18 protein-coding genes and 1 tRNA gene are annotated in these 18,371 nt (G+C 62.9%); 13 read left to right on the top strand and 6 right to left on the bottom strand.

Translation table 11 applies throughout. From position 1 onward, the window contains the following. Window positions 1-67: 67 nt before the first annotated feature. The 5 genes from B2Z70_RS07190 (at window position 68) to B2Z70_RS07170 (ending at window position 3,000) form a co-directional block, all read left to right on the top strand. Entirely contained in the window at window positions 68-370 is a 303-nt protein-coding gene (locus tag B2Z70_RS07190; protein WP_009800808.1) for an integration host factor subunit alpha, read from the top strand. Between the two features lie 9 nt (window positions 371-379). After that, on the top strand, window positions 380-874 hold the full coding sequence (locus B2Z70_RS07185; RefSeq protein ID WP_292982146.1) for a MerR family transcriptional regulator: 495 nt from the start codon (window positions 380-382) through the stop codon (window positions 872-874). A gap of 126 nt (window positions 875-1,000) precedes the next feature. Then, window positions 1,001-1,078, top strand: a tRNA-Pro gene (locus B2Z70_RS07180). 154 nt (window positions 1,079-1,232) lie between these two features. Beyond that, window positions 1,233-2,330, top strand: a complete 1,098-nt coding sequence (locus tag B2Z70_RS07175; protein WP_292982145.1) for a serine hydrolase domain-containing protein — start codon at window positions 1,233-1,235, stop codon at window positions 2,328-2,330. A gap of 145 nt (window positions 2,331-2,475) precedes the next feature. Beyond that, window positions 2,476-3,000: a MarR family winged helix-turn-helix transcriptional regulator gene (locus B2Z70_RS07170; protein ID WP_040612913.1), complete on the top strand. Its 525-nt coding sequence runs from the start codon at window positions 2,476-2,478 to the stop codon at window positions 2,998-3,000. 58 nt (window positions 3,001-3,058) lie between these two features. Here the strand turns inward: B2Z70_RS07170 and B2Z70_RS07165 are convergent, their stop codons facing one another. Both B2Z70_RS07165 and B2Z70_RS07160 read right to left on the bottom strand, forming a co-directional pair. Then, complete coding sequence (locus B2Z70_RS07165; RefSeq protein WP_009800812.1) at window positions 3,059-4,183, bottom strand: acyl-CoA dehydrogenase family protein; 1,125 nt, start codon at window positions 4,181-4,183, stop codon at window positions 3,059-3,061. Window positions 4,184-4,212: 29 nt separating this feature from the next. Beyond that, entirely contained in the window at window positions 4,213-5,394 is a 1,182-nt protein-coding gene (locus B2Z70_RS07160; RefSeq protein ID WP_348764643.1) for an acyl-CoA dehydrogenase family protein, read from the bottom strand. A gap of 162 nt (window positions 5,395-5,556) precedes the next feature. Here B2Z70_RS07160 and B2Z70_RS07155 point away from each other — a divergent pair, with 162 nt between their 5' ends. Continuing rightward, window positions 5,557-6,642 (top strand): COX15/CtaA family protein, encoded by a 1,086-nt coding sequence (locus tag B2Z70_RS07155; protein ID WP_292982143.1) that lies wholly within the window; start codon window positions 5,557-5,559, stop codon window positions 6,640-6,642. Here the strand turns inward: B2Z70_RS07155 and B2Z70_RS07150 are convergent. Further along, window positions 6,639-7,664, bottom strand: coding sequence for a hypothetical protein (locus B2Z70_RS07150; RefSeq protein ID WP_292982142.1), 1,026 nt, complete (start codon window positions 7,662-7,664; stop codon window positions 6,639-6,641). The two genes, B2Z70_RS07155 and B2Z70_RS07150, sit on opposite strands and share 4 nt — an antisense overlap. Before the next feature lie 262 nt (window positions 7,665-7,926). Here B2Z70_RS07150 and rplM point away from each other — a divergent pair, with 262 nt between their 5' ends. The 3 genes from rplM (at window position 7,927) to B2Z70_RS07135 (ending at window position 9,860) form a co-directional block, all read left to right on the top strand. Further along, the gene (gene rplM, locus B2Z70_RS07145) at window positions 7,927-8,391 is read left to right on the top strand and encodes a 50S ribosomal protein L13 (RefSeq protein ID WP_009800816.1); all 465 of its coding nucleotides are present in this window, start codon (window positions 7,927-7,929) and stop codon (window positions 8,389-8,391) included. A gap of 5 nt (window positions 8,392-8,396) precedes the next feature. Then, window positions 8,397-8,900 carry a 30S ribosomal protein S9 gene (gene rpsI / locus B2Z70_RS07140; protein WP_009800817.1) on the top strand — a complete coding sequence of 168 codons (504 nt, stop codon included), beginning with the start codon at window positions 8,397-8,399 and terminating at the stop codon, window positions 8,898-8,900. Window positions 8,901-9,029: 129 nt separating this feature from the next. Beyond that, on the top strand, window positions 9,030-9,860 hold the full coding sequence (locus tag B2Z70_RS07135; RefSeq protein ID WP_292982141.1) for a TauD/TfdA dioxygenase family protein: 831 nt from the start codon (window positions 9,030-9,032) through the stop codon (window positions 9,858-9,860). Between the two features lie 66 nt (window positions 9,861-9,926). On the opposite strand, the gene B2Z70_RS07130 is transcribed toward B2Z70_RS07135, so the two are convergent. Both B2Z70_RS07130 and B2Z70_RS07125 read right to left on the bottom strand, forming a co-directional pair. Beyond that, window positions 9,927-11,354 carry an alkaline phosphatase PhoX gene (locus B2Z70_RS07130; protein ID WP_292982140.1) on the bottom strand — a complete coding sequence of 476 codons (1,428 nt, stop codon included), beginning with the start codon at window positions 11,352-11,354 and terminating at the stop codon, window positions 9,927-9,929. A 51-nt stretch (window positions 11,355-11,405) separates the two neighbouring features. Further along, window positions 11,406-12,311 (bottom strand): LysR family transcriptional regulator, encoded by a 906-nt coding sequence (locus B2Z70_RS07125; RefSeq protein WP_292982139.1) that lies wholly within the window; start codon window positions 12,309-12,311, stop codon window positions 11,406-11,408. Between the two features lie 104 nt (window positions 12,312-12,415). Here B2Z70_RS07125 and B2Z70_RS07120 point away from each other — a divergent pair, with 104 nt between their 5' ends. Then, window positions 12,416-13,042: a class I SAM-dependent methyltransferase gene (locus tag B2Z70_RS07120; protein ID WP_292982138.1), complete on the top strand. Its 627-nt coding sequence runs from the start codon at window positions 12,416-12,418 to the stop codon at window positions 13,040-13,042. Here the strand turns inward: B2Z70_RS07120 and phaC are convergent. Then, on the bottom strand, window positions 13,039-15,078 hold the full coding sequence (phaC, locus tag B2Z70_RS07115; RefSeq protein WP_292982137.1) for a class I poly(R)-hydroxyalkanoic acid synthase: 2,040 nt from the start codon (window positions 15,076-15,078) through the stop codon (window positions 13,039-13,041). The two genes, B2Z70_RS07120 and phaC, sit on opposite strands and share 4 nt — an antisense overlap. A gap of 96 nt (window positions 15,079-15,174) precedes the next feature. Between phaC and B2Z70_RS07110 the strand changes: the two genes are divergently transcribed. Genes B2Z70_RS07110 through recJ form a run of 3 tightly spaced genes read left to right on the top strand, consistent with a single transcriptional unit; the run spans window position 15,175 to window position 18,262 of the window. Continuing rightward, window positions 15,175-15,480 carry a hypothetical protein gene (locus B2Z70_RS07110; RefSeq protein WP_009800823.1) on the top strand — a complete coding sequence of 102 codons (306 nt, stop codon included), beginning with the start codon at window positions 15,175-15,177 and terminating at the stop codon, window positions 15,478-15,480. A gap of 38 nt (window positions 15,481-15,518) precedes the next feature. Continuing rightward, the gene (gene glpX / locus B2Z70_RS07105) at window positions 15,519-16,478 is read left to right on the top strand and encodes a class II fructose-bisphosphatase (RefSeq protein WP_292982136.1); all 960 of its coding nucleotides are present in this window, start codon (window positions 15,519-15,521) and stop codon (window positions 16,476-16,478) included. Between the two features lie 5 nt (window positions 16,479-16,483). Beyond that, a complete protein-coding gene (recJ, locus tag B2Z70_RS07100; RefSeq protein WP_292982135.1) occupies window positions 16,484-18,262 on the top strand; it encodes a single-stranded-DNA-specific exonuclease RecJ in 1,779 nt (592 codons plus the stop codon). Window positions 18,263-18,371: the final 109 nt, after the last annotated feature.

Genomic DNA, 18,371 nt, shown 5'->3' with positions numbered 1-18,371 from the left:
TTAACGTTGACCATGATGGCGTTTGCGACGTAACGTCTTCATCGCAGACATTAAAACGGGGGCCAACATGGGTTCGAACACCGTCACGCGCGCCGATTTGTCAGATGCCGTCCACCGCGAAGTCGGCCTGTCCCGACACGAAAGCGCAGAGCTGGTTGAAGCCGTTCTCGACATGATCTCCGACAAGCTGGTCGGCGGTGAGTCAGTGAAGCTTTCCTCATTCGGATCGTTTCTCCTGCGCGACAAGACGGGCCGCGTCGGACGCAATCCCAAGACGGGTGAGGAAGTGCCGATCGAGCCGCGCCGCGTGCTGGTCTTCAAACCCTCGCAAGTGCTCAAAGACCGGGTGGACGCCGCCCTGTCCAAATAGGACCCGCCCATGAGCGAGAAATCGCCTGACGCCTACCGGACCATATCCGAAGCCGGGGAGGAGGCCGGACTGCCGCCTCACGTCCTGCGGTTCTGGGAAAGCAAGTTTGCACAGCTCAAACCCGTCAAGCGCGCCGGCGGACGGCGCATGTATCGCCGCCAGGACGTGTTGCTGCTCAAGGGTCTGCGCCGTCTGCTGTATGATGACGGGTACACCATCAAGGGCGCTCAGAAATATCTGCGCGAACATGGCGTCGCTGCGGTTGCATCCCTGGCCGACGCCGAGACGCCGAGCCCGGATCCCGCACAGGACCTGAAGCCGACCGTAGAGTCGCAACAGTCCGAGACGCCTGTTCAGGCTGAGGTCCCGGTGCAGACGGCTCCGGTTCATGACGCCGAACCGGTCGCTCTGTCAGAGAGCCAGATCTATCTCGCGCGACGAGCTTTGTTCCGGCTTGAACAAGCGCGTGCGCGTCTGAGCGGCGTGCTTGAGAAAACCGCCTGACTCGAGATGGCTTTCGGGCTGCAATCGGCTCTGCAGCAGACCGCGCAGAATGGTTGCCTGACGGCGTCTTGCCCCTTATACATCCCACCTCTCCGGACGCCGGGACCTGTTCGGAGACAGGAAAGTCGGAACGTGGCGCAGCCCGGTTAGCGCACTGGTCTGGGGGACCAGGGGTCGCGAGTTCAAATCTCGCCGTTCCGACCATTTCCCTTTTCGAAGACTTCTGATTTGTCTTCCCCAAGTTCACGAAACATATGACGACACTGTGAGAAGATCAGTGCGTTGTCTTCTGGTATCCGCGTCTGAAATTCTGCTCGTTTGAGCGGGGGTTCAAAACGATGAACACAGGAAGAGACGGATGCGATTTCTCACGCAGGCCATAACGCTCGCGCTCTTGGTGATACTCAGCACCGCCTCACTGACAGAAGCGCAATCTGAAAATCTGGCCGAGATCGTCCGCGAAGAAGTCGAGGCCATGATGGCGCAGACCGAATTTGCTTCTGTATCCGTGGCGATCGTTGAGCGGGGTGAGAATGCAACCTATCATTTTGGACGGCTGTCCGATGGCTCGGGCCCCGATGATGAGACGCTGTATGATATCGGTTCCCTGACCAAGACACATACCGGCCTGCTATTGGCGCTGGCTGTCTCTGACGGGCTGCTCGCTCTGGATGATCCTGTTGCGCTGTATATGCCGGAACTGGATCCAGGGGTGTTCTCGAAAAACGGCGAGCACGCCACGATCCGACATCTTGCGACCCATGTCTCCGGCATGCCTCAGGATCTCGCGTGCGACGCCCCTGATCAGACCCCCGATGCTTTGCTCGCCTGTTTTCTGGACCATGACCAGAGTGATCTTGTGGATCGTTTGCGGTCCATGGAACTTCTCTCGGTCCCGGGTGAGCAATATCGGTATTCCAATGCAGCTGTGCGGCTTCTTGGGCTGATACTGGAGCGTGTCTACGAGACCTCCTTTGATGAGCTCCTGACCGAACGGGTCTTTCCACGCACAGGCCAGACGGAAACCTACAGTGCACTCACGCCAGAACAGCATGCACGCTGGCAAGTTGGACAGCAGGCCGACGGCGACCAGGCTCCGGATGCATCCATGTATTTCAATCCGGCAGGCGGTTTGAAGTCCACGGCTCCGGATATGGGCCGATATATGCGCTATTATTTGACCAGTGAGGAGCCGCTGGCGCGGGACGCAGTCACATTGCTGGTTGGCGAACCCGACGGACTTGGACGCGCCTATATCTGGAACACGTTCAGACTCGACACCGTCGGTCAGCTTTATCATGGCGGCGGCACGTTCGGGACTTCCGCCTGGATTTCCATTTATCCCGAAGCGGGATTGGGCATTTTCATGGTGACCCCTTCTGTCAGCCCGACCGCCCAGGCGGACCTGAACGGCGCTTCAAACGCGATCATTGCGCGTTTGCGCTATGATGACTGACGGAATGCGCCAAGGCTCAGGCATGTCCGGGGTTCAGGAATGGGTGGCGGATTTAACCTTCATCAATCCGACTTTTCCTTTCCGAACAAACTCGTGATAAGCCGAAACAGTCTTTTTGCGTTCGCGCATGCTCATGATGGGTTCGATGTCTGATTACGATGAGATCCTGATCGCTCTGCGCCGTATCACGCGCGCGATCGATATCCACTCCAAACGTCTTGTGAAAAGTTCCGGGCTGACCGCGCCCCAGCTGGTGGTGCTGCAGTCCCTGCGCCAACGCGGTGAGCTTGCGCCGAGCGCCATCGCCCGCGTGGTGTCGCTCAGCCAGGCGACCGTCACATCCATCCTGGATCGTCTGGAAGCGCAGAAGCTGGTGGAGCGTCGGAGGTCTGAAAGCGACCGCCGCGTGGTGCTGGTGGGGCTGACCTCACTGGGTCTGGAGAAGGCTCAGGGCGCTCCGGAGCTGCTTCAGGCGGGGTTCCTGCGCGCGTTTCGCGAATTGCCGAGCTGGGAGCAGCACATGCTGATCGCTTCGGTCCAGCGGGTCGCCGAGCTCATGGACGCCAAGGATATCGACGCCTCGCCGATTCTGGCCGCGGGCGAGATGAAGCATCTTTACGAGTACGACCAGTCAGGATCAGAGCCTGACAGCGAGACAGAGGCTGGCTGACATGAAAAGGGCGGGACCGTGATGCGGGCCCGCCCTTTTCTTCAGACGTCTGCAGCGTCTAGTAACCGCTCATCCGGGCGACTTCGCCGGCATTGAACGCGTCATCGCCCAGGAACTCGCCCGCGGCCTGCGCGCGCTTGTAGTAAAGGCCGATATCGTATTCGTCGGTCATGCCGACGCCGCCATGCATCTGGATGCCTTCGGCGGCGGCCAGACGGGACACCTGGGTGGCCTTGGCTTTCGCCGCCACGCACCAGAGCGGCGCCTGGCTCGGCTGGGTATCCAGCGTCGTCAGAGCCCGGCGCACCAGCGAACGCGCCAGTTCCAGCTCGCCCAGCAAATGGGCCGCGCGGTGCTGCAGGCCCTGGAAGCTCGAGATCGGCACGCCGAACTGCTCGCGCTCGGAGATATAGGCGATGGTGTCGTCAAACGCCTGTTCGGCCACACCGAGGGATTCCGCCGCCTGACAGGCGCGACCCGCATCCAGAAGGCGACGATAGGCGGCGTCTGAATCGTCAGCGCCGGACAGGAAGGCGTCGCCATCAAGCTTCACATCATCAAAGGTGAAGTCGGCGGGCACATGGCTGTCTACGGTACGGCGGTCCTCGCGAGAGACGCCGTTCGCTTTCGGATCGACCATGAAGAGGCCGATCTGATCGTCATCCATACGGGCTACGACGATCAGCAAGTCTGCGCCGGCGCCCTCATTCACGAAACGCTTTTTGCCAGACAGAACAAAGCCGTTGCCGTCTTTCTTCGCACGCGTCTCGATGTGGTCGGGGTTGTGCCGGGCCCGCTCGTCGAGCGCGATGGCGATTACCGTCTCGCCCGCCGCGATCCTGGGCAGCCATTTGGATTTCTGCGCGTCAGTGCCCGCGAGGTTGAAGGCGGTCGCGGCCAGAACCGAGGTCGACAGGAAGGGCGAGGAGGCGAGGGTGCGCCCCATCTCCTCCAGCACCAGGCCGGCTGCGGCATAGCCCATGTCCACACCGCCATGGTCCTCGCTGACCAGAACGCCGGACCAGCCCATTTCCGCAAAGGAGGACCAGAGTTCGGAGGAAAAGCCCGTCGGGCTTTTTTCATCGCGCAGGGCGCGCAGGGCGGTGACGGGAGCGGATTCGGCGAGGAAGGCGCGCGCGGAATCGCGCAGCATCTGCTCGTCTTCGTTGAGAACAAAGCTCATCGATAAAGTCCTTGAGTTCTAAGGTGCGCCTAGGCGCCCGGCAGGTTCAGAACGCGCTTGGCGACGATGTTTAGGTTGATCTCGCTGGTGCCGCCCTCGATGGAGTTGGCGCGCGAGCGCAACCAGGAGCGCGCGACCTCGCCGTCGCTCTCCTTCTCGCCTTCCCACAGCAAGCCGTCATAGCCCAGGGCGGACATGTTCAGCTCGTTGCGGCGCTTGTTCAGTTCCGTGCCCATGTATTTGAGAAGCGAGGCGCGCGCGCCCACGCCTTCGCCATGGTCCGCTTCTTCCTTCACCCGGCGCATCGTGGCGTCGAACGCCAGACCATCGATGGTCAGGCGGGCCACATCGCCGCGCAGGATCGGGTCGGACATCTTGCCGTCCGCATCCACTTCGCCGGACTGATGCGCGGCGGTGACCGGGTTGAGACCGCCGAAGGCGGCTTCGGAGACGATGCCGGCGCGTTCGTGGCTGAGAAGGTATTTCGCGATTTCCCAACCCTGGCCGGCCTCGCCGACGCGGTTCTTCACCAGCGCCTTCGCATCATCAAAGAAGGTCTCGCAGAAGGGCGATTTGCCCGAGATCAGCTTGATCGGCTTGGTTGTGACGCCCGGCTGGTCCATGTCGATCAGCAGGAAGGAAATGCCATTGTATTTGGGCGCATCCGCTTCGGTGCGCACCAGCGCGAAGATCCAGTCGGACTTGTCTGCGTAGGACGTCCAGACCTTCTGGCCATTGACGGTGTAATGATCGCCCTCGAGCACGCCCTTGGTGCGCAGGGAGACCAGGTCAGAACCGGCGCCCGGCTCGGAATAGCCCTGGCACCAGCGGATCTCGCCGCGCGCGATCGGCGGCAGGAATTCGAGCTTCTGCTCATGCGTGCCGTATTTCAACAGCGCCGGGCCCAGCATCCAGATGCCGAAGCTGTCGAGCGGGGAGCGCGCATTGATCGCCTTCATTTCCTCTTTGAGGACAAAGGCTTCTTCTTTGCTCAAGCCGCCGCCGCCATATTCCTTGGGCCAGGTCGGCACGGTCCAGCCGCGCTCGGCCATGCGCTCGAGCCAGACTTTCTGGTCTTCGCTGGCGAAGGTCCAGTTGCGGCCGCCCCAGCAGATATCGGCTTCGGACTTGATCGGCTGACGCATGCCCTGGGGACAGTTGGCCTCGAGCCAATCTTTTGTTTCCTTGCGGAAATTCTCAAGCGACATGATGCGCTCCTCCCTTGGTTTTGAAAGAAAGGTAAGGCGCTAAGGAGTTCATGACCAGCCCTGTTTTGCGCCTGCAGCACTGGCATGTCGCCGCAGCCGTCACTTGCCCCCGCGTGTCCGTCGGATATGTAGCTAGCATGACGCCTTGTTCGATCAGGATCCGAGATGACGACGCACACGCTTCCCAAGCCCTTCACCGCCGCTGACACACATCGCGGCATGTTCTGGTGGCTGGTGGTGGTGGGGCTGTTCGTCTGCGCGATGATCATCGTGGGCGGAGCGACCCGTCTGACGGACTCAGGCCTCTCGATCACCGAATGGCGGCCCGTGACCGGCGCGATCCCGCCCTTGACCGAGGCAGGCTGGGAGGTCGAGCTCGAGAAATATCGCCAGATCCCCGAATACCAGGAACAGAACCGCGGCATGTCCATGGCCGAGTTCCAGTTCATTTACTGGTGGGAATGGGGGCATCGCCAGCTCGGGCGGACGCTGGGCCTCGTCTATTTCGCGCCCTTCATGTTCTTCCTGTTCACCAGGCAGGCGCCGAAACGGCTTCTGCCGCGCCTTTGGGTGCTGTTCGGTCTGGGCGGTCTTCAGGGCGCGATCGGCTGGTGGATGGTGTCTTCGGGCCTCGTGGACCGTCTCGACGTCAGTCAGTACCGGCTCGCCACACATCTCAGCATGGCCTTCCTGATCCTGGGGCTGACGCTGTGGACGGCGCTGGAGCTGCGCTACGGGCAGGCGCAAGCGCTCACACGATCAAGACTGTTCCGGCCCGCAGCGATTTTCTGGGGCGCTGTGCTGTTTCAGATTGCGCTTGGCGCCTTCGTGGCGGGGCTGGATGCGGGACGAATCTTCAATACCTGGCCGGGCTTTTACGGTCAGCTGGTTCCCGATGACTATCTGAGCGGCATGCCCTTCTGGCAGGCGATCTTTGAGAGCCGCCCGGCCGTCCAGTTCCAGCACCGCTGGTTCGCCTACATCCTGTTTGTGGGCGGTCTCTGGCTGGGCTGGCGAATGATCAGGAGCCCCGCCGTGGAGCTCAAGCGCATGGGCGTGGTGGTCTCCGCAGCGCTTGTGGTGCAGGTCGCGCTCGGGATCATCACGCTGATCCATGTGGCGCCGCTGTCGCTGTCGCTGATGCACCAGGCCGGCGGCATCATCCTGTTCCTGACCAGCGGCGCGCTGGCCTGGACCGCCGCACGGGGCGCGGTTCTGGTGGAGCCTGAACTGGCGAAGAACGAGGCCTAGGCCTCGTCTCCGCTCACCACGGTGCGCGACAGGACTTCACGGGCGACCAGCTTGACGCTGGAATCGGCTGCGTCATAGACCGCCATGATGCCGCTCGAGAACGCCATGCCGCCGTAATTGGCTTCGGTGACGGCGAGGGCGGTCGGGCGTTCGAAGGCCGGAGCGCTGAGGCCGTCCTCGAACTGCACGTCCACGATCAGTTCCAGGGATCGCGCGTCATAGACCGAGACCAATCCGGTCTGAGCGGAAGCGATCAGCGCCACCGGACGGCCCAGCAATTCGGTATAGGAGACATCCGCGACGGAGAGCCCGGCGGCGAAGGCGGATTGGGCGCTCTCCGGTGTCACCCGGGCCAGACCGGCGGTCGGGCCGGCGACCAGGAGATCGTCCTCGGCGGCGGCGCAGGAGCGCGCCGGGAAGGGCAGGGTGCGCGCTGCGCGTTCCTCCACGGACAGACCGGCGCCGCCAGCGTCACGCACGCGCACGATGCGGGCTTCCGCGTCTTCGCCCAGCACCGCGAGCTCGACATAGCCAATGCCCTGGCTGAACAGGCAGACGCCGGCCGCGGTGGACAGGGCGGCCTCGCTTTCCAGCGGCAGTTCGATCACTTCCCGGGTTTCGCGCACGATCACGAAGCCGCGCAGTGCGCCCATGTCATCAATGCCGAACAGCAGCGGAAAGGTTTCGCCGCGCAAGGCGAAGTTCGAGACGCCGGCCAGACCGCGCAGTTCAGGACCCGCAGCGCTGATGATCGTTTCGCCATCGATATTGTAGACGTCAAAGCCGCCGCCCGTGAGAGAGGACGCCAGCAGACCGGTCCAGGGCGCGTCGTCATTGGGCAGGAAGATCAGGGATTCAGCCCGTCCCGCCGTTTCAAAGGCGCCGGTCACCATCGCGTTCCGGGTCTCTACGGTCACGTCATTGTCTTCGTTCTCGGGCGCGGGCGCCTCACAGCCCGCCATCAGGAGCAGGCCGCCGGACAGTGCAGCAGACAGAAGAAGACGGGTACGGCGTGCGGTCATGGTCAGCCTCGGCTCAAACAGGGCGAAAACGCGTGTCGGCGCACAGTATATGCAATCCGTCATGGCGTCACACAACGGCTGCAGCCTTGTGATTTCAACGGGCTTTTCTAAGTGCGGTAACAAGATACCGTATTTCTAAGTCCCTGAAAAACAGCTAATTTCACAACAGGTGTTGACGTGACTGTCTGGCGCGCGTAGAAGCCGCCCACCTTCGCGACAGGGATGGGCCCTGGCGCGTGAAAACGGACACCAAGGCAGAGCGATGAAGACCTTTACCGCCAAGCCCGCGGACGTCGAGAAAAAGTGGGTCGTGATTGACGCCGAAGGGGCCATTGTTGGTCGCCTGGCTGCGTACATCGCCACGCGTCTCCGCGGCAAGCACCGCCCTGATTACACCCCGCACGTCGACACCGGCGACCACGTTGTGGTCATCAACGCCGACAAGGTGGTGTTCACGGGCCGCAAGTTCCAGGACAAGCGCTACTATCGCCACACCGGTCACCCGGGCGGCATCAAGGAAACCTCTCCGCGCAAAGTGCTGGAAGGCCGTTTCCCCGAGCGCGTGGTCGAGATGGCCGTCAAGCGCATGCTTCCGAAAGAAAGCCCGCTCGCACGTTCGCAGTTCTCCAAACTGCGCGTGTACGCTGGCGCGGAGCATCCGCATGAAGCGCAGAACCCTGAAGTCGTCGACTTCAAGTCCATGAACACCAAGAACGCGCGGGGCTAATGAACATGGCTGATGAAGCTCGTTCCCTGGAAGACCTGAAGTCCGCTCTGCAGGACGCAGGCTCCGACATCGTTCCGGAAGCTCCGGAAGAACAAGTTCTGGCTGAGCCGAAACTCGACGAGTTTGGCCGCGCCTATGCGACCGGTCGTCGTAAGGACGCCACCGCGCGCGTCTGGATCAAGCCGGGCTCCGGCAAGATCATCGTCAATGGCCGCGACCAGGAAGTGTATTTCGCACGTCCGGTGCTGCGCATGATGATCGCCCAGCCGTTTGAGGCTGCTGACCGTGCCGATGCGTTCGACGTGTACTGCACCGTCAAGGGCGGCGGTCTGTCCGGCCAGGCCGGCGCGGTCCGTCACGGCATTTCCCGTGCGCTGACCTATTTCGAGCCGTCTCTGCGGGGCGTGCTTAAGGCTGGCGGCTTCCTCACCCGCGACTCCCGCGTGGTCGAGCGTAAGAAATACGGCCGCAAGAAAGCCCGTCGCAGCTTCCAGTTCTCGAAGCGCTAGGACGATCTTTCCGATCCGATTACGTCAAAGGGCGGCTCAGTCGAGCCGCCCTTTTTCGTTTGCGCCGCGCTTCCAAGACGGGTGCGCTCATGCTCTCATCCTCCTAAATACAAAAGGGAGGAGACGATCATGATCGAGGTGACGCCCAGTGGCGGGTCCTGCGGCGCAGAGGTGCGCGGCGTGGACCTGTCCAGGCCATTATCAGATAGCGAGATCGACGAGATCCACGCCGCCTGGCTGGACCATCATGTGCTCGCCTTTCCCGATCAGAAGCTGGATGACGACCAGCTGGAAGCCTTCTGCCAACAATTCGGGCGGTTTGGCGAGGATCCGTATTTCAACCCCATTCCGGGTCGCACCCATATCGCGGCGGTAAAGCGGGAGGCGGACGAGACCAACCCGATCTTCGCCGAGCACTGGCATTCGGACTGGAGCTTTCTGGCCCAGCCGCCCAAGGGCACGGTGCTCTACAGTCTCGACATCCCGCCCGTGGGCGGCGACACGCTGTTCTCCAACCAGCATCTGGCGTTCGAGGCCATGCCCGACGAGATGCGGGCCCGGTTTGCAGATCTTCAGGCCATCCATTCCCCGGTGATGGGCTATTCGCTCAAGGGCGCCTATGGCGATGTCAGCAAGAATGGCGCGATGGATATCCGCCCGTCAGCCGAGGCCGAGCATGTGCGCTTCACCCATCCGCTCGCTCCCGCTCATCCGGAAACCGGACGACGTGGCCTGCTCAGCGGGATCGGCTATTGGATCGGATTTGAAGGCGTGGACGATCACAAAGCGCTGGAACTGATCCTGGAGCTCAATGAGTGGCAATCGCGGCCCGAGTTTGTCTTCGCCCAGAAATGGGAACCGGACATGCTGGTGATGTGGGACAATCGCAGCGTCGTCCACAAGGCGACCGGCGGGTATGAAGGCTATCGCCGCGAGCTGCACCGGATCACGCTTTACTGACACATCAAAAACGGGCGACGCCAAAGAGCGCTGCCCGTTCGACAAAAGTCTTTTTTGAACCGTTGCTTAGGCGTCCGCCAGAGACCGTGTCGCCCAGAGGCCTTTGACGGCGAAGGTGCGGCCTGGACCATTCTGCACGTTGAAGAACAGGGTGGACCCGTCCGGCGAGAAGCAGGGTCCGGTGATCTCGCTATACTCGCCCTCGACGTCCGACGCGGCGTTGCGACCGATCGTGTAGACGCGGCCATCGGGCGTGATGCCGCGAATGAATTGCTCGTTATCGCCATCCTCGACCACGACGAGATCGCCCCAGGGCGCGACCGTGATGTTGTCGCACTTCTCAAGCACGCGCTCGTCAGTGGTCTGAACCAGCAAGGTCAGCTCGCCCGGCTGAGCGGTTTCGCCGTCCTGGCCTTCAAGCGGAGAGGGGCGATAGCGCCAGATCTGGCCGATATGTTCCGGTCCGCCATCCGTGCAGCAGAAGAAGACTTCATTGTCGCCGAACCACATGCCTTCGCCGCGGGTGAAGTTGGCGGCCCCGGCGTCCACCATGCGGCTGGCGAGGTCATTGTTCGGGTTATGCCCGTCAACAACGTCGATCCATTCCACCGCCAGGGTTTCGCCCACGGCGACAGTCTGGGCGTGCGCGTCCCAATTGTTGGTGTTGAGACCCGGTTGGCCGGAGATCATGAGCGCTTGCAGGCGGCCGCCTTCGTGAAGCTGCCCGGGAACATTCGGGATGAAGCGGGTGATCAGCGATGGACGCGCATCCTCGGTCTGGTAGACGATCGAGGTGCGCGGGTCCGTGGCGCAGGCTTCGCGATTGAACCGCCCCATGGCGGTCAGGGGCTCGGCGCGCATCAGCTCCGTCGCCTGAGCGGGCACTTCAAAGGCATAGCCATGGTCGCGCGCGCCATAACCGGGCCCCGCCTGGGTCAGGCTTTCCTCACACGTGATCCAGCTGCCCCAGGGCGTCGGCCCGCCGGCGCAATTGCGCTCTGTGCCGCCCAGCGACAGGAATTGCCGCACAACGCGGCGGCTGGCGAGGTCCACATGGATCGTCGTCGTGCCGCCCAGATGGGTCAGCGCGCCGTCTTCATGGTCATAGAGCTTGCCGGCGTCGATCGCGGACAGGCGTTCGCCATCCTCTCCGAAGGCGGACTTGTCAGCCTCGTCCGGCGACATTTCGTGATTGCGCACCAGAATGACCTGACCGTCTTCAAGGCCGGGGAAGCAGGCCATGCCGTCATGATCGCCCGGCACGATCAAGCCATCGTCCATGGGCTCGCCGGTTTCCGACAGCGTCACATAATCAAACCCTGCCGGCAGATCGAATAATCCGTTCGGATCGGTTTCGAGCGGGCCGAACCCGGCCACCTGATTGAGATAGCCTGCGGCTTTCGCCTGAGCGCGAGCGCTCAGAAGCGGCAAGGCGCCAAAGGCGGCGCTGACGGCGGCGGCATGGGACAGGAAGCGGCGACGGGAGAGGGACATGGGATATCCGTTCGCTGTTATTCAGTAACGAGCCCTGATCCTAGGCTGGTTTTATGACACTGGCTTATCGGCCAGCCGTTCCGTCAGCGCTGTTGCAAGGGCGTCAAAAACCAGACGGATACGCGGATTGGTCTGAAGCTCGCGATGGGTGACCAGCCAGACCGGGAAATCGACCCGGACCTGGTCTGCCAGCACCGGCTTAAGACCCTCGCAGAACTCGCCATCGGGCAGGATGCACAGCCCAAGACCCTGACGCACCATCGCCAACAGAACCTCGCCATGGCCACTGAAGACACGCAGCTGATCCGGCGTCACCTTCAGCCCAAGCTGCTGATAGACCTCCAGCGCCTGATCAAGATTGTCGAACCCCAGGAAATCATGGCCATGGATGTCCGCAAGCGCAGAGGGAGCGCCGCGTTGCTCAACATAGCCCGGTGAGGCGTAAAGGCCGGCCGTGTGTTCGCCGATCAGCCTGCCGATGAGTTCATCCTCGGAGGGACGCACATGGCGAACGGCGATATCGGCTTCGCGTCGTCGCAGATCCTGCAGTGAGTTGGAGGCGATGACCTCCAGCGTCAGCTCCGGCGCCTTACGCCTGAGGGCCTCGATCACGGGCGGCAGATAGCTCATGGCGAACAGGCTGGTCGCTGTGATGGAGACCTTGCCCTGCATGGAGGTGGAGCGGCCCTCCGCCGCCAGCGACAGGTCGAACGCCCCATCCAGCATCACCTTCGCAGGCGCCAGCAGGGCCTGACCGGCTTCGGTCAGCGCCATGCTTCGCGTGCCGCGTTCAAACAGCGTCACACCAAGATGGGCTTCGAGCGTGCTCACCTGGCGCGACAGGGTGGGCTGGGTTAGCCCCAGAGCGCGAGAGGCGGCCGAAAACGAACCTTCCTGGGCGGTGGCAAGGAAGGCGCGAACCTGATTCCAGTCCAGATCGACAGCTGACCATTTCATCGAAATGCGTATATCAGATGCGCGTATTTCATCAATATTCAAATAGGCGATGACCGGGTATCGGTCAGGGATAACAACAGAACAGGACGGTCAGGACCTCATCCATGTCGCAGGATAAAGCCTTCTGGGATCGCATTGCGCGAAAATACGCGCAGGACCCTATCGCCGATCAGACGAGCTATGAGCACAAGCTGGAAAAGACGCGCGCGCATTTCACGCCTGGAAGCCGTGTTCTGGAGTATGGCTGCGGGACCGGATCGACAGCGATCCTGCATGCGCCCCATGTGCGCGAGATCGTGGCCACGGACCTGTCCGACGAGATGATCGCCATCGCCCGGGAACGGGCGGCGGAAGCCGGGGTGAACAATATCCGGTTCGAGGCGACTGACGTCGCCGATCTGCATGAACCGGACGAGAGCTTTGACGTGGTGCTGGCGCTCAATGTCCTGCATCTGGTTCCGGACCGTCAGGCGGCCATGCGCCTGAGCCGTGATCTGCTCAAGCCCGGCGGCGTCTTCATCACCAGCACGGCCTGTCTGGGCGACGGCATGGCCTTTCTGGCGCTGATCAAGCCGGTCATGCGCCTGTTCCGTGCCTGGCCGGATTTTCAGATCTTCAAGGAAACGCGACTGGCCGAGGAGTTGCGCGCGTCCGGTTTCGAGATCGAATACCGCTTCAAGCCGGCGAAAACGCCGGTGGTCTTCCTGATCGCTCGCAAGACAGCCGCCTAGCTGCGGACCCGCACATACTCACCCGGCGCCGGGCAGAGCGGTTCACGTACGCCGCCGCCCGGCGCGCGAGCCGGGACCATCTCGTCGGACTGGGTCATCAGCCAGTCACGCCAATGCGGCCACCAGGAGCCGGGGTTCTCGGTCGCGCCCTCCATCCAGGCCTCGCGGGTCTCGGGCAGGGCGCTATTGGTCCAGTGCTGGTATTTCCTGGCGTCAGGATGGTTCACCACGCCGGCGATATGGCCCGAACCCGCCATCATGTACTCCACCGGCCCGCCGAAGAGCTGCGCGGAGCGATAGACGCTGTCGGCCGGGGCGATGTGGTCCATCTGGCTCGCCTGCATGAAGATCGGGATGGTGACATCCTTCATGTCCAGCACATGCCCGCCCAGCTCCAGCTTGCCTTCAGACAACAGGTTCTGGCGATAGAAGGCGTTGAGATAGAACAGGTGCAGCGTCTTGGGCATCCGCGTCTGGTCGGCGTTCCAGTACAGAAGATCAAACGCCTGCGGCTCCTTGCCCAGAAGGTAGTTCTTGATGACGAAGGACCAGACGAGATCGTTCGAGCGCAGCATGTTGAAGGTGTCCGACATGGTGCGGCCGTCCAGCACGCCGCCCTGGGCGTCCATCAGGCGCGAGATCTCGCCGATCCATTCCTCATCCACGAACACCAGAAGATCGCCCGCCAGCTTGAAATCGTGCTGGGCGGCGAAGAAGGTGGCGGACGCGATGCGGTCATCACCTTCCGCCGCCATCAGCGCTAGCGCCGAGCCCAGCATGGTCCCGCCAATGCAATAGCCCACCGTGTCGATCTGATGTTCGCCGGTGACCTCCTCGACCACGTCCAGAGCCTCATAAAGCCCTTCGCGGATATAATCCTCGAAGGTTGCGTCCTTCAGAGAGGCGTCCGGATTGACCCAGGAGATCAGGAAGACGGTGAAGCCCTGCTCGGTCAGCCAGCGGATCATCGAGCCCTGGGGCCGCAGGTCGAGAATGTAGAACTTGTTGATCCAGGGCGGCGCGATCAGCAGCGGCCGCTGGCGCACCTGTTCGGTGGCGGGCGCATACTGGATCAGCTCCATCACCCGGTTGCGATAGATCACCTCGCCGGGCGTGGTCGCGATATCCTTGCCCACTTCAAAGCCGGTCATGTCGGTCTGGCTCAGCGCCAGACGGCCGTCTCCGCGCTCGAGATCTTCCACCAGCCGCATCAGCCCGCGCGTGAGGTTCTCGCCGCGAGTCCTGAACGTTTCTTCCAGAACCTCAGGATTGGTCAGCGCGAAATTGGTGGGGGCGAGGGCGTCCACCATCTGCTGGGTCAGGAAATGGACCTTGCGTTTTGTGGTCTCGTCCACGCCTTTGACGCCATCGACCAGCCCCATCAGGAAGCGCTGGTTCAGCAGATAGGACTGCTTCATGGCGTCAAACAGCGGATGCTCGCTCCAGGTGCTCGATTTCCAGCGCTTGTCGGACGGGTCGGGCTCGATGACGGGCTGTGTCGTCTCTCCGCTCATCATCCGGCGGGTCGCGTTCGACCAGAGGTCCAGATACCCGGCATAGAGATCGGCCTGGGCCTGCATGATCAGCTCGGGATCGGACAGGATGTGCTCCCAGGCTTGCAGCATCTCCGGATTGGCGTGCATGGGATCTATCTGGGGCGCCATCTTGGGGTCGCCCTCAAGCGAACGCTTCATGGCGTCGCTCATCAGTTTCTGTCCCTTGATCGAGGCCTGCAGCACGCGCCGCGACATCTCTTCAAGGCTTTGCAGATTCTCGTCCGACAGCGTGCCCAGGAACGGGTCTGTTCCGCGCTCAGGCGAGGCTGCAGGGTCAGGTTGCGGCGCGTCAGCGGTCTTGGACTGCGCCTTGGATTTGGGCTTGGTTTCACGCTTCGGAGTCGCGCTCTTGCGCGTCGCGGCCTTCTGGGTCGCTGTCCCCGAGGCCGTTTTGCGCCTGGTCGCCTTGGGAGTCGCGGTCTTTTTCGGCTCTGAGGACGAACCATCAGAGGAGGAAGAAGAGGATTTGCGCGTTGTCATTCGCCCGGACTCCTTACAGTGGGTGACAGCCACGGGACAAAGCGTATAGAAAGCCTCGACCGCGTCCAACGGTCAGTAGGTCGCTGGAAGGCCAAGATGCTGCAAAAAACATTTCTGTTCGTGACGCCGCTTCTGATGGCGGGCTGCATGATGGCGCCGGCCCGACAGGATCCGCGCTGGACCGATGACGCCCTGGCCGCTCAGCCGCCTGCCGACGCGCCGGTCTATGTGCAGACCCTGCGCCTGTCGCCTGATGAACGCGAGACCCTGACCGCGCTGGAAGCCCAGGTGGTCGAAACCGGCCAGGAGGTGCTGGACGAGGGCGACGCCCTTCGCGGCCCCGATCCGGATACCGAACGCTATGCCGCTGAACAGCGCGAGCGCGCGCAAGTCCCCCAATAACAACGTTTACATCCTGATTGCCTGAAGGAAGACGCCCCATGTCTGATGGTTTCGCCCTGGATCGCCTGGTTACTGATGCGCTGAACGCCGCCGAGATGGCCGCCATCGCCGCATCCGCCCTTGTGGGTCGGGGCGACAAGATCGCCGCTGACCAGGCCGCCGTGGACGCCATGCGCACCGGCCTGAACGCGACGCCTATGAAAGGCCGCATCGTCATTGGCGAAGGTGAGCGCGATGAAGCGCCCATGCTCTATATCGGCGAGGAAGTCGGCACGGGCGAGGGCCCCGAAATCGACATTGCGCTCGATCCGCTCGAAGGCACCAGCCTGACCGCCAAGGGCATGGCGAACGCGCTGGCCGTGCTGTCGCTGGCGCCGCGCGGCGGCCTGCTGCATGCGCCGGACACCTATATGGACAAGATCGCCATCGGGGCCGGCTATCCCGAGGGCGTCATCGATCTCGACGCCAGCCCGGCGGACAACATCAAGGCGATGGCGAAAGCCAAGGGCGTCAACCCGTCCGACATGACCGCCTGCGTCCTCGACCGTGAGCGCCATGAAGACATCATCGAATCGATCCGCTCGACCGGCGCGCGCGTGAACTTCATCACCGATGGCGATGTGGCGGGCTGCATCAACGCGGCTGATCCTGACGGCGAAGCGGACATCTATATCGGTCGCGGCGGCGCGCCGGAAGGCGTGCTCAGCGCCTCTGCGCTGCGGTGCCTGGGCGGTCAGATGCAGGGCCGTCTGCACTTCCGCACCGATGACGAGCGTGAACGCGCCAAGCGCGTCGGCATCGCCGATCTCGACCGCAAGTATTCCCTGAAAGAGCTCGCCTCCCAGGATTGCCTGTTCATCGCCACCGGCGTCACGAACGGCGACATGGTGTCCGGCGTCACCTTCGGTCCGGGCTATGTGGAAACCCAGTCTCTGGTCTTCTCGTCCGCTTCGGGTCTGCGCCGCATCATCACCACGCGGCGTCCGCACCAGTCTTGAGCGCGATGAGCGAGCCGCTCTTCGGCGTCCGCCAGTCCCTGGGCGGACGCAGCTGGCGGCTGAAGGCCGCTGACGACAACGCCATTCAGGCCATTTGCCGCGCCACCGGCGTCTCTGACGCCCTGGGGCGGCTCATGGCCGCGCGCGGCCTTACGGCGGAAGATGCGCTTGCCTTTCTGGCGCCGAAGCTGCGCGACAGCTTCCCCGATCCGTCCACGCTGAAGGGCATGGACGAAGCCGCGCGTCGCATCTGGGACGCGCTGGACGCGGGCGACCGCATTGCGCTCTTTGCCGATTATGATGTGGACGGCGCGACCTCGGCCGCCCAGCTGGGCGGCTGGCTGCGCACGCTGGGCGCTGACCCCATCATCTATGTGCCCGACCGGATCGAGGAGGGCTATGGCCCCAACGCTCCGGCGCTGAAGTCTCTCAAGGAGCAGGGCGCGCGCCTTGTGATCACGCTCGATTGCGGCGCGGCTTCGGTCGGCCCGCTGACGGCGGCGCATGAAATGGGCCTGCCCGTCGTCGTGATCGATCACCATCTCATGGATGGCGAGATCCCGCCCGCTGATGCGCTGGTCAATCCCAACCAGCCCGGGGACGTCTCAGGGTGCGGCCATCTGGCCGCGGCGGGCGTGACCTTCGTCCTGCTGGCGGCTTTGAACCGGGAAGGGCGTCGGCGCGGCGCCTTCAAGGGTCAAGCTGAACCCAATGTGCTTGATTTCGCTGATCTCGCCGCCCTTGGCACGATTTGCGACGTGGTCTCCCTGACCGGCGTCAATCGCGCTATTGTCGCCCAGGGCCTGAAGGTTATGAGCGCCTGGTCACGCCCCGGCATGGCGGCCTTGGCCGCGGCGGCGGGCGTTCAGGGCCCGGCCTCGCCTTATCATGCCGGTTTTCTTCTTGGGCCGCGCATCAATGCGGGCGGACGCGTGGGTCAGTCTGATCTGGGCGCACGCCTGATGATGACGCAGGACCCCAAGGAAGCCGCGCACATCGCCCAGACGCTCGACGCGCTCAATGCCGAACGCCGCGCCATTGAGACGGAGGTGCTCGATCAGGCGCAGGCTCAGGTGGAAGCGCTCAAGCTCGAGGATGACACGCCGATCCTGATCGCCTCGGGCGAGCTCTGGCATCCGGGCGTCATCGGCATTGTGGCGGGCCGGATCAAGGAACGCTTCAACCGGCCAACCATCGTCATTGGCGTTGATCCTGAAACGGGGCTTGGCAAGGGTTCCGGCCGGTCCTGCACTGGCGTCAATCTGGGCGCTGCCGTTGCGGCTGCCCGGGAAGAGGGCTTGCTGGTGGCGGGCGGCGGACACGCCATGGCCTGCGGACTGACCGTGGACGTCAACCGGATCGGAGAGCTGACAGACTACCTCACAGCGCGACTGAAGCAGGAGTGGATAGCCGCCGAGGAGGCGCGCACCTATTCGGTGGACGCCGTCATCAGCCCGTCGGCCGTGTCGTTTGAGTTCTGCGAAGCGCTATCCGCAGCGGAACCTTACGGGATGGGAAATCCTGAACCGCGATTCGCCTTTTCCTCACTGCGGCGCACCTATGCCCAGCGGGTCGGGACGGATCATGTGCGCTTCACCTTTGAATCGCCGGGCGGCGGCCGTCTCACGGGCATCAGCTTCAGAAGCGCCGATCAGCCCATGGGGCAGGCGCTGCTGAATGGTCCGGACGGTTTGTGGCACGTGGCGGGCAAGCTGCGCGCCGAGGACAATCGCTATGGCCGCAAGGCGGAGCTGCATCTGGAAGATCTGGCGAAAGCGGACTGATCTTGATGCAGCGCATGCTGCAAAACCTGTACAGACCCGCTTGCATCGCTGCGCCGGTCCAGATATATCACCGCCTCCACACCGATGCGGGCCCTTCGTCTATCGGTTA

The sequence above is a fragment of the Oceanicaulis sp. UBA6590 genome (assembly GCF_002433705.1).
In the GTDB taxonomy this organism is placed as follows: Bacteria; Pseudomonadota; Alphaproteobacteria; order Caulobacterales; family Maricaulaceae; genus Oceanicaulis.
Note: the sequence above shows the minus strand (reverse complement) of the source record. Positions and strands in the feature narration are given on the sequence as shown.

Bases quoted from the DNA above. Each gene is read 5' to 3' on its own strand.
- B2Z70_RS07190 (WP_009800808.1), top strand. From the start codon at position 68: ATGGGTTCGAACACCGTCACGCGCGCCGATTTGTCAGATGCCGTCCAC.
- B2Z70_RS07185 (WP_292982146.1), top strand. From the start codon at position 380: ATGAGCGAGAAATCGCCTGACGCCTACCGGACCATATCCGAAGCCGGG.
- B2Z70_RS07175 (WP_292982145.1), top strand. From the start codon at position 1,233: ATGCGATTTCTCACGCAGGCCATAACGCTCGCGCTCTTGGTGATACTC.
- B2Z70_RS07170 (WP_040612913.1), top strand. From the start codon at position 2,476: ATGTCTGATTACGATGAGATCCTGATCGCTCTGCGCCGTATCACGCGC.
- B2Z70_RS07165 (WP_009800812.1), bottom strand. From the start codon at position 4,183: ATGAGCTTTGTTCTCAACGAAGACGAGCAGATGCTGCGCGATTCCGCG.
- B2Z70_RS07155 (WP_292982143.1), top strand. From the start codon at position 5,557: ATGACGACGCACACGCTTCCCAAGCCCTTCACCGCCGCTGACACACAT.
- B2Z70_RS07150 (WP_292982142.1), bottom strand. From the start codon at position 7,664: ATGACCGCACGCCGTACCCGTCTTCTTCTGTCTGCTGCACTGTCCGGC.
- rplM (WP_009800816.1), top strand. From the start codon at position 7,927: ATGAAGACCTTTACCGCCAAGCCCGCGGACGTCGAGAAAAAGTGGGTC.
- rpsI (WP_009800817.1), top strand. From the start codon at position 8,397: ATGGCTGATGAAGCTCGTTCCCTGGAAGACCTGAAGTCCGCTCTGCAG.
- B2Z70_RS07135 (WP_292982141.1), top strand. From the start codon at position 9,030: ATGATCGAGGTGACGCCCAGTGGCGGGTCCTGCGGCGCAGAGGTGCGC.
- B2Z70_RS07130 (WP_292982140.1), bottom strand. From the start codon at position 11,354: ATGTCCCTCTCCCGTCGCCGCTTCCTGTCCCATGCCGCCGCCGTCAGC.
- B2Z70_RS07125 (WP_292982139.1), bottom strand. From the start codon at position 12,311: ATGAAATGGTCAGCTGTCGATCTGGACTGGAATCAGGTTCGCGCCTTC.
- B2Z70_RS07120 (WP_292982138.1), top strand. From the start codon at position 12,416: ATGTCGCAGGATAAAGCCTTCTGGGATCGCATTGCGCGAAAATACGCG.
- phaC (WP_292982137.1), bottom strand. From the start codon at position 15,078: ATGACAACGCGCAAATCCTCTTCTTCCTCCTCTGATGGTTCGTCCTCA.
- B2Z70_RS07110 (WP_009800823.1), top strand. From the start codon at position 15,175: ATGCTGCAAAAAACATTTCTGTTCGTGACGCCGCTTCTGATGGCGGGC.
- glpX (WP_292982136.1), top strand. From the start codon at position 15,519: ATGTCTGATGGTTTCGCCCTGGATCGCCTGGTTACTGATGCGCTGAAC.
- recJ (WP_292982135.1), top strand. From the start codon at position 16,484: ATGAGCGAGCCGCTCTTCGGCGTCCGCCAGTCCCTGGGCGGACGCAGC.